The organism is Kitasatospora sp. NPDC056327 (genome assembly GCF_042261735.1).
Lineage (GTDB): Bacteria > Actinomycetota > Actinomycetes > Streptomycetales > Streptomycetaceae > Kitasatospora.
Genome location: NZ_JBHJRC010000330.1, coordinates 1 through 8,998 on the forward strand (window position 1 = coordinate 1; position 8,998 = coordinate 8,998).

7 protein-coding genes and 1 pseudogene are annotated in these 8,998 nt (G+C 73.7%); 6 read left to right on the top strand and 2 right to left on the bottom strand.

Annotated features, from left to right (window positions below; all coding sequences use genetic code 11):
- Together ACFCX4_RS31500 and rpsD are read left to right on the top strand one after the other, a co-directional pair.
- Positions 1 to 982 (top strand): annotated as a pseudogene (locus ACFCX4_RS31500) (hypothetical protein); the annotation flags it as partial.
- Positions 983 to 1,295: 313 nt separating this feature from the next.
- Positions 1,296 to 1,910: a 30S ribosomal protein S4 gene (gene rpsD, locus ACFCX4_RS31505; protein ID WP_376149976.1), complete on the top strand. Its 615-nt coding sequence runs from the start codon at positions 1,296 to 1,298 to the stop codon at positions 1,908 to 1,910.
- 96 nt (positions 1,911 to 2,006) lie between these two features.
- Here rpsD and ACFCX4_RS31510 read toward each other — a convergent pair whose 3' ends face one another.
- Both ACFCX4_RS31510 and ACFCX4_RS31515 read right to left on the bottom strand, forming a co-directional pair.
- On the bottom strand, positions 2,007 to 2,300 hold the full coding sequence (locus ACFCX4_RS31510) for a tetratricopeptide repeat protein (RefSeq protein ID WP_376149994.1): 294 nt from the start codon (positions 2,298 to 2,300) through the stop codon (positions 2,007 to 2,009).
- 115 nt (positions 2,301 to 2,415) lie between these two features.
- Positions 2,416 to 4,575: a regulator gene (locus ACFCX4_RS31515; protein WP_376149979.1), complete on the bottom strand. Its 2,160-nt coding sequence runs from the start codon at positions 4,573 to 4,575 to the stop codon at positions 2,416 to 2,418.
- A 302-nt stretch (positions 4,576 to 4,877) separates the two neighbouring features.
- On the opposite strand from ACFCX4_RS31515, the gene ACFCX4_RS31520 reads away from it, so the two are divergent.
- The 4 genes from ACFCX4_RS31520 to ruvX are packed head-to-tail and all read left to right on the top strand — an operon-like array spanning position 4,878 to position 8,947.
- Entirely contained in the window at positions 4,878 to 5,354 is a 477-nt protein-coding gene (locus tag ACFCX4_RS31520; protein ID WP_376149982.1) for a DUF948 domain-containing protein, read from the top strand.
- 4 nt (positions 5,355 to 5,358) lie between these two features.
- A complete protein-coding gene (locus ACFCX4_RS31525) occupies positions 5,359 to 5,799 on the top strand; it encodes a DUF6167 family protein (RefSeq protein WP_376149985.1) in 441 nt (146 codons plus the stop codon).
- A complete protein-coding gene (gene alaS, locus ACFCX4_RS31530) occupies positions 5,799 to 8,468 on the top strand; it encodes an alanine--tRNA ligase (protein ID WP_376149988.1) in 2,670 nt (889 codons plus the stop codon). The genes ACFCX4_RS31525 and alaS overlap by 1 nt, the downstream gene beginning before the upstream one ends.
- Positions 8,468 to 8,947 (top strand): Holliday junction resolvase RuvX, encoded by a 480-nt coding sequence (ruvX, locus tag ACFCX4_RS31535; protein WP_376149991.1) that lies wholly within the window; start codon positions 8,468 to 8,470, stop codon positions 8,945 to 8,947. The genes alaS and ruvX overlap by 1 nt, the downstream gene beginning before the upstream one ends.
- The last annotated feature ends 51 nt before the right edge of the window (positions 8,948 to 8,998 follow it).

Genomic DNA, 8,998 nt, shown 5'->3' on the forward strand with positions numbered 1-8,998 from the left:
GCGGCGGGCGGGCGCTACTGAAGTGATCTCCCCGCTGCTCTCCCGCTCGCTGCTGCTCACCCTGGAGTCGCTGACCGACGACGACGTCCGGGCGCTGCTGCGCCGCGCGGTCGCCGACGAGCGCGGTCTGGAGGGCGCGGTGGAACTGTCCGCCGAGGCCGAGGACCATCTGGTGCGGCTGGCCGGCGGGGACGCCCGCAAGGCGCTCACCACGCTGGAGGCGGCGGCCGGCGCGGCGCTGGAGAAGGGCGAGGCGAGCATCACGCTGGCCACCACCGAGACCGCCGTGAACCACGCGGCGGTCCGCTACGACCGGGACGGCGACCAGCACTACGACGTGGCGAGCGCGCTGATCAAGTCGATCCGGGGCAGTGACGTGGACGCCACGCTGCACTACCTGGCCCGGATGATCGAGGCGGGGGAGGACCCGCGGTTCATCGCCCGGCGGCTGATGATCTCGGCCAGCGAGGACGTCGGCCTGGCCGATCCGGGGGCGCTCGGGACGGCGGTGTCGGCGGCCCAGGCGGTGGCGCTGATCGGGTTCCCGGAGGCGCGGATCATCCTGTCCCAGGCGGCGATCGCGCTCGCGCTCGCACCGAAGTCCAACGCCGCCTACCTGGCGATCGACGCGGCGCTCGCGGACGTCCGGCAGGGGCTGGCCGGGCCGGTGCCGCCGCACCTGCGGGACGCGCACTACGGCGGCGCGGGCAAGCTGGGGCACGGCCGGGGCTACCGGTACCCGCACGACCTGCCGGAGGGCATCGCGGCCCAGCAGTACGCGCCGGACGCGGTGCACGGCAAGGCGTACTACCGGCCGACCCGCCGCGGGGGCGAGGCGCGCTACGCGGACGTGGTCGAGTGGACGAGGGCGCGGCTGCGGGGGGAGAGCGGGAGCGCGGCCGGCGGCGGGACCGGTGGCGAGGACGGCAAGGGCGGCAAGGGCGGAAGGGGCGCCGCCGGGGGCGGGTCGGGGGCCGAGTGATCTGCCGGTATACTCGTGCGGAGTGCCATGTCCCGGGACGGCGGCGGGGGAAACCCGGCCGACCGGCCGCACCAGCGGGACCGTGGCCGTCGGCCTCCCCAGGGAGGCCCGCACCAGGAGCGTCGCGCACCGTTTTCGGTGTCGCGGGCGACCGGTTCCCGGTTCGATCCGTGTGACAAGCACACTCGTGCCCGGCTCCGGAGAGCGGCTGATCGCACTGCCCCCGGGCAGTGGGGTTTTCTCCGGGCCGCGACGTGCGACCTCCGTCAACACCTGGTGAAGCCGTATTCGTGGAGCAAGGAAGGTTTGGTTCATGGCGAACCAGAAGCGTCCCAAGGTCAAGATCGCGCGTGCGCTCGGCGTGCCGCTGACCCCGAAGTCCGTCAAGTACTTCGAGGCCCGCCCGTACCCGCCCGGCCAGCACGGCCGTGGCCGCAAGCAGAACTCGGACTACAAGGTCCGTCTGGTCGAGAAGCAGCGTCTGCGCGCCCAGTACGACCTGAGCGAGAAGCAGATGGCGCGCGCGTTCGACCGCGCGAAGAAGGCCGAGGGCAAGACCGGTGAGGCGCTCGTCGCCGAGCTGGAGACCCGCCTCGACGCCCTGGTGCTGCGTTCGGGCATCGCCCGCACCATCTACCAGGCCCGTCAGATGGTCGTCCACGGCCACATCGAGGTCAACGGCGGCAAGGTCAACAAGCCGTCGTTCCAGATGAAGCCGGGCTTCGTGGTCACCGTCCGCGAGCGCAGCAAGGAGAAGGTCCCGTTCCAGGTCGCCCGTGAGGGTGGCAACGCGGGCGAGGGCCAGACCCCGAAGTACCTTGAGGTCAACCTGAAGGCCCTGGCCTTCCGCCTGGACCGCGCGCCGCAGCGCAAGGAGGTCCCGGTGATCTGCGACGAGCAGCTCGTCGTCGAGTACTACTCGCGCTGACCCGCGAGCGGTATCACCTGCGGTACCCAGCGAGCCCCCGTCGCCCTCGTGGCGACGGGGGCTCGCCCCGTTCCGGTCCCGCCCGGTCCGGACGGGTCAGTACGTCTCGCCGGTCATCGCGGAGGCGAGCCGCAGGTGCGGGCGGGCCTCCTCGGCGCGGCCCTGGCGCTCCAGGGTGCGGCCGAGCATCAGCCGGGCGTAGTCCTCGGCCGGGTCGGCGTCCAGCACCCGGCGCAGCTCGGCCTCGGCCCGGCGCAGCTGGGCGGAGTGGAAGTAGCTGCGGGCCAGCAGCAGCCGGACCGACAGGTTGGCCGGCTCCTCGGCGAGGACGCCTTCGAGCATCCGGGCGGCGTCGGTGTACGCCTTGGAGTCGAAGTAGAAGTTCGCCATGCGGTAGTCGTCGGCGATGTTGGCCACGGGGTGCTCCTTCCGTACGGTGGTTCGCCCGCTCCAGCAATGGACAAGATTCAACTATTCCCGGGGGTCGCGGCCGGCGGGCGGGCGGTCACCGGCCGACGGGGGAGGGCCGGGGTGCCGGCGGCAGCGGACCGGGGCCGGGGCCGGGCAGCGGACCGGGCCCGTCGGGGCGGCCGCCGCCGAGCGCCCGGTGCACGGCGGCCCCCAGGTCGAGCCGGGTGCCGGTGGCGAAGAAGTCGGTGAACTCCTGCTCGGTCAGCCCGGCGACGGCGCGCTCCTCGCAGGCCCGGTGCGGGCCGTTGAAGGTGCGCGAGCCGAAGAACGGCTTCCCGACGGCCCGCCAGATCCGGTGCGCGGCGCCCTGCAGCACCCGGGCCTCGCGCAGGTTCCCCGGCTCGCCGGGACCGGCCGGCTCGGTCTCCAGCAGCGCCAGCAGGTCGATCGCCAGCACGATGCCCAGCAGGTCGTTGAAGAGGTGGTTGAGCCGCACGCTCTCGCGGGCCAGCGTCCGGGCCGGCCGGACCTCGCCGTTCAGCCAGTGCGAGTACGCCAGCGCGTAGAGCCCGTACGCGTACGCCCACTGCTCGCCGTGCTCCTCGCAGAGCTCGCGGACCCGGCCGAGCCACAGTTCGCCGCTCTCCCGGTCGCCCTGGAACAGGTGGGCGATGCCCAGCTCGAACATCGCCATCAGGACGTTGCTGTTGAGTTCACCGATGGTGCGGTAGTGCCAGAGCGCCTCCTCGAACAGCTCGGCGGCCCGGGCCGGCTCGTCGCCGATCAGCGCGGCGCAGCCCTGCCGGTGGACGGCGTAGGCGAGCGCGCGGTCGTCGCCGGTGGCCAGCGCCTGGCGGCGGCACTCCTCCAGGGCGGGCCGGGCGGCCGGCAGGTCGCCCTGGAGGGTGGCGGTGTAGCCGGTCACCCACAGGGCCTTGGCCCGCGCCTCGGTGGGTTCCGGGTCGAGCGCCAGCGCCCGGTCCAGCCAGTGCCGTCCCTCGCCGAGGTGGCCGCAGCCGACCCAGTAGAACCACAGCGTGCCCGCCAGCAGCAGGGCGATCTGCTCCTCGCCGGGCTCGGCCAGCGAGAACTCCAGGGCGGCCCGCAGGTTGGCGTGCGCGAGTCCGGTGCGCTCGGCGGTCTCGGCCTGCCGGGGACCGAACCACTCGACCTCGCCCCAGGTGGCCACGCCCAGGTACCAGTCGCGGTGGCGGCGCAGCAGCCGGGGTTCGTCGCCGGACCCGCGCAGCCACCGCAGGCCGTACTCGCGTACCGTGTCCAGCAGACGGAAGCGGACGCCGAAGGGGCTCTCCTCGCGCAGCAGGACGGACTTGGTGACGAGTTCGGTGAGCAGGTCGAGCAGCTCGTCCGGGTCGATGCCCTCGCCGGCGCAGACGTACTCGGCCGCGTCGAGGTCGAAGCCGCCCGCGAAGACCGCGAGGCGGGCCCAGAGTAAACGTTCCTGCACTGTGCAGAGCTCATGACTCCACCCGATCGTCGTGCGCAGCGTGCGGTGGCGGGGCAGGGCCGCCGGATCGCCGCCGGTCAGCAGCTGGAAGCGGTCGTCCAGCCGGGCGGTGATCTGCTCGACGGTGAGCGCCCGGAGCCGCCCGGCGGCCAGCTCCACGGCCAGCGGGATGCCGTCCAGCCGGCGGCAGAGCCGGGCGATCCCCCCGGCGTTGGCCCCGGTGACCGCGAAGGACGGCAGGACCGCGCGGGCCCGGTCCGCGAACAGCCGCACCGCGTCCGGGAGCTCCGCGCCGGCGGCCGCGGCGTCCCCGGGGTCGTCGCCGGCCGGGCCGACCGGCAGCGGCGCCAGGGTCAGCAGGTGCTCCCCGGCCGTGCGCAGCGCCATCCGGCTGGTGGCCAGCACCCGCAGACCGGGCAGCGCCCGCAGCAGCGCCACGGCCAGCTCCGCGCAGGCCTGCGCCAGGTGCTCGCAGCCGTCCAGCACCAGCAGCAGCCGGCGCCCGGCCAGGTGCCCGGTCAGCACCTCCAGCGGGGGCCGCGCGGTGCCGTCGGTCAGCCGCAGCGACTCCAGTACCGCGTGCCCGAGCAGCCGGCCGTCCCGCACCGGCGCCACCTCGACCAGCCAGGTGCCGTCCGGGAAGGCGCCGGCCGCCCGGGCCGCCGCCCGCAGGGCCAGCCGGCTCTTGCCGACCCCGCCCGGCCCGGTGACCGTCACCAGCCGCTGCCCGGCCAGCAGCAGGCCCAGGTCGGTCAGCTCCCGCCCCCGCCCGACGAAGCTGGTCACCTCCGCCGGGAGCCGCCCCGGCACCGGCCGGTCCGGCCGCGGTGTCGATTCCCCGTCCACACCCTGCTCCCCGCTTCGCGGCCCGGGCCTGGTCGGCCCGGGCGTCCGTCTCGGCCGCGTGGGTGGCGGCCCGCCTGGCAGAACGAGGTGACCGGCGGGTAGGTTACGCGCCCGGATCGCACACCCGGTCGGATCGCCCCGCGCCCCGCGGGGAAACCCGGTCCGGAAACTCCGTGCGGTCGCGATAGGGTTCCCTAGGGCGTGCACGCCCGGAGAACTGCGAGGCGAGGGAGCGCGCAAAGGTGTCCGTGGGAGAGCTGGCCGGTCTGCTCGTCGCCGTGTTCTGGGCGGTCCTGGTCACCCTGCTCGCGGTCGTGCTGGTCCGGCTCTCGCGGGTGCTCAAGGAGGCCACCGTCCTCGTCTCGGCCGTCACCGAGCAGGCCGTGCCGCTGCTCACCGACGCCGGCGCCGCCGTGCGCAGCGCCAACGAGCAGCTGGAGCGGGTGGACGAGATCACCGCCAACGTGCAGGACGCGGCGGCCAACGCCAACGCGCTCTCCTCCACCGTCGCGGCCACCCTCGGCGGCCCGCTGGTCAAGGTCGCCGCGTTCAGCTACGGCGTGCGCAAGGCGGTCGCCAAGCAGCAGGGCGCCGCGACGCTCCCCGCCCGGCCGTCCGAGCGCGAGGAGCTGGCCCGGCTGATCCGCGCCGAGGTGCGCGCCGCGACCGCGCCCCGCAACGGCCTGCTCTCCCGGGTCCGCCGCGCGGTGAGGAGCTGACGCCATGGTGCGACGCATCTTCTGGATGGCGGTCGGCGCCGGCGCCACCGTCTGGGCCGTGAACAAGGCCAACGAGGCCGTGCACCGGCTCACCCCGGACAGCCTCTCCGGCACCGCCGCCCGCGGCGCGCTGCAGCTGGGCGACCTGGCCAAGCAGTTCGCCCAGGACGTGCGCAGCGGCATGGCCGAGCGCGAGGAGCAGCTGCGCGAGGACCTCGGACTGGACGGCACCGCCGTCGTCGAGCCGCGCCGGCGCCGGGTGCCGCGCGGCGAGCCGCAGTACCGAGCTATCTCGGCGGCGCCCGGGAGCCCGGCCGCCGCCCTGCCTCCGTCCAGTGGTGCCCGCGCGTCCTCCGACGGCGCCGGCACCGACCCCCAAGCCATCGATCCAACGCCCCGGCGCGCGCTCGCGCCGCGGGGCGGTACGAACCGGAAGGACCACTAATGGAGTCGGCAGAGATCCGCCGCCGCTGGCTGCGCTTCTTCGAGGAGCGCGGCCACACCGTCGTTCCGTCGGCGTCCCTGGTCGCCGACGACCCCACCCTGCTGCTGGTCAACGCCGGCATGGTGCCGTTCAAGCCGTACTTCCTGGGCGAGGTCAAGCCGCAGTTCTCGCGCGCCACCAGCGTCCAGAAGTGCGTGCGCACCCTGGACATCGAGGAGGTCGGGAAGACCACCCGGCACGGCTCCTTCTTCCAGATGTGCGGCAACTTCTCCTTCGGCGACTACTTCAAGGAAGGAGCCATCAAGTTCGCCTGGGAGCTGCTCACCACTCCCGTCGCGGACGGTGGCTACGGCCTGGAGAAGGAGAAGCTCTGGATCACCGTCTACAAGGACGACGACGAGGCCGAGCAGATCTGGCGCGACGTCATCGGGGTGCCGTCCGAGCGGATCCAGCGCCTCGGCATGAAGGACAACTTCTGGTCGATGGGCGTCCCCGGCCCGTGCGGCCCGTGCTCGGAGATCAACTACGACCGCGGCCCCGCGTACGGCGAGGAGGGCGGCCCGGCCGTCAACGGCGAGCGCTACCTGGAGATCTGGAACCTGGTCTTCATGCAGTACGAGCGCGGCCACGGAGACGGCAAGGACGGCTTCGAGATCCTCGGTGACCTGCCGAGCAAGAACATCGACACCGGCCTCGGCCTCGAACGGCTGGCCGCCATCCTCCAGGGCGTCGACAACCTCTTCGAGATCGACACCAGCCGGATGATCCTGGACCGGGCCGCCGAGCTGACCGGTCACACCTACGGCGCCGACCACAAGTCCGACGTCTCGCTGCGCGTGGTCACCGACCACATCCGCACCGCGCTCATGCTGATCGGCGACGGCGTCACCCCCGGCAACGAGGGCCGCGGCTACGTGCTGCGCCGCATCCTGCGCCGCGCCATCCGCAACATGCGCCTGCTGGGCGCCACCGGTGTGGTCGCCAAGGACCTCACCGACATCGCCATCAAGGCGATGGCCCCGCAGTACCCGGAGCTGGAGAGCGACCGCAAGCGCATCGAGACGGTCGTCACCGGCGAGGAGGCGGCCTTCCTCCAGACCCTGAAGGCCGGCACCAACCTGCTCGACGCCGCGGTCACCGAGACCAAGGAGTCCGGCGGCATCGTGCTCTCCGGCGACCAGGCCTTCAAGCTGCACGACACCTACGGCTTCCCGATCGACCTCACCCTGGAGATGGCCGAGGAGCAGGGCCTCCAGGTCGACGAGGCCGGCTTCCGCCGCCTCATGCAGGAGCAGCGGGACCGCGCCAAGGCCGACGCCAAGGCCAAGAAGATGGGCCACGCCGACGTCGCCGCCTACCGCGAGGTCGCGGACACCTCGGGCGCCAGCGTCTTCACCGGCTACACCCGCACCGAGGGCGAGGCCACCGTGGTCGGCCTGCTGGTGAACGGCGCCCCGGCGCCGGCCGCCTCCGAGGGCGACGAGGTCGAGCTCATCCTCGACCGCACCCCGTTCTACGCCGAGGGCGGCGGCCAGCTCGCCGACCACGGCCGGATCCGGCTGGAGTCCGGCGCGGTCGTCGAGATCCGCGACGTCCAGCAGCCCGTCCCCGGTGTCATCGTGCACTCCGGCGGCGTGCTGTTCGGCGAGGTCGTGCTCGGCTCCTCCGCGTACGCCACCATCGACGTCGAGCGCCGCCGGGCGATCGCCCGTGCCCACTCGGCCACCCACCTGACCCACCAGGCGCTGCGCGACGCGCTCGGCCCGACGGCCGCCCAGGCCGGTTCGGAGAACGCCCCGGGCCGCTTCCGCTTCGACTTCGGCTCGCCCGCCGCCGTGCCCGGCAGCGTGCTGACCGACGTCGAGCAGAAGATCAACGACGTGCTGACCCGCGAGCTGGAGGTCACCGCCGAGGTCATGACGATGGACGAGGCCCGCAAGGCCGGCGCCATCGCGATGTTCGGCGAGAAGTACGGCGACGAGGTCCGCGTCGTGACCATCGGCGACTTCTCCAAGGAGCTGTGCGGCGGCACGCACGTCGGCAACACCGCCCAGCTGGGTCTGGTGAAGCTGCTCGGTGAGTCCTCGATCGGCTCCGGCGTGCGCCGGGTGGAGGCGCTGGTCGGCGCCGACGCGTACCGCTTCCTGGCCCGTGAGCACACCGTGGTGGCCCAGCTGACCGAGCTGGTCAAGGGCCGTCCGGAGGAGCTGCCGGAGAAGATCTCCGGCATGCTCGCCAAGCTCAAGGACGCCGAGAAGGAGATCGAGCGCTTCCGCGCCGAGAAGGTGCTCGCGGCCGCCGCGGGTCTCGCCGACTCGGCCGAGGACGTGCACGGCATCGCCGTGGTGGCCGCCCGGGTCGCCGACGGCACCGGCGCGGACGAGCTGCGCAAGCTGGTCCTGGACGTGCGCGGCCGGCTCGGCTCGCGCCCGGCCGTGGTCGCCGCCTTCACCGTCGCGAACGACCGTCCGCTGACCGTGATCGCCACCAACGAGGACGCCCGCGGCCGCGGCATCAAGGCCGGCGAGCTGGTCCGCACCGCCGCCAAGACCCTCGGCGGCGGCGGTGGCGGCAAGGACGACGTCGCCCAGGGCGGCGGCAGCAACCCGGCCGCGGTCGACGAGGCCATCGCCGCCGTGCGCGGCCTGGTCGCGGAGCGCGCCTCCTGATGGAGTTCGAGGAGAAGCCCTTCCGGCGCGGGCGGCGGATCGCCGTCGACGTCGGGGACGCCCGGATCGGGGTCGCGTCCTGCGACCCCGACGGGGTGCTCGCCACGCCGGTCGAGACGGTGCCCGCCGGGGTGAAGTCACAGGCCAGGATCGCCGCGATCGTCGAGGAGTACGGCGCGATCGAGGTGATCGTCGGGCTGCCGCGCTCGCTCAGCGGCAAGGAGGGCCCGGCGGCGGAGAAGGTCCGCGGCTACGCGGCCCGGCTGGCGAACCGGCTCTGGCCGGTGCCGGTGCGGCTGGTCGACGAGCGGATGTCGACGGTCACCGCCACCCACGGGCTGCGCGCCTCGGGGGTCAAGGCGAAGAAGGGCCGCTCGGTGGTCGACCAGGCCGCCGCGGTGGTGATCCTGCAGACCGCCCTTGAGTCCGAAAGGGTGAGCGGGCGGCCGCCCGGCGAGAGCGTCGGGGCGGCGGGCTGACCGGCCTGTTCTAACGTCCCGCGGAGGGGCCCGTGCGGACTCGTCCGCACC

What these genes read in the sequence shown, in the direction of transcription:
- rpsD (WP_376149976.1), top strand. Translation starts at nt 1,296, where the DNA reads ATGGCGAACCAGAAGCGTCCCAAGGTCAAGATCGCGCGTGCGCTCGGC.
- ACFCX4_RS31510 (WP_376149994.1), bottom strand. Translation starts at nt 2,300, where the DNA reads ATGGCGAACTTCTACTTCGACTCCAAGGCGTACACCGACGCCGCCCGG.
- ACFCX4_RS31525 (WP_376149985.1), top strand. Translation starts at nt 5,359, where the DNA reads ATGGTGCGACGCATCTTCTGGATGGCGGTCGGCGCCGGCGCCACCGTC.
- alaS (WP_376149988.1), top strand. Translation starts at nt 5,799, where the DNA reads ATGGAGTCGGCAGAGATCCGCCGCCGCTGGCTGCGCTTCTTCGAGGAG.
- ruvX (WP_376149991.1), top strand. Translation starts at nt 8,468, where the DNA reads ATGGAGTTCGAGGAGAAGCCCTTCCGGCGCGGGCGGCGGATCGCCGTC.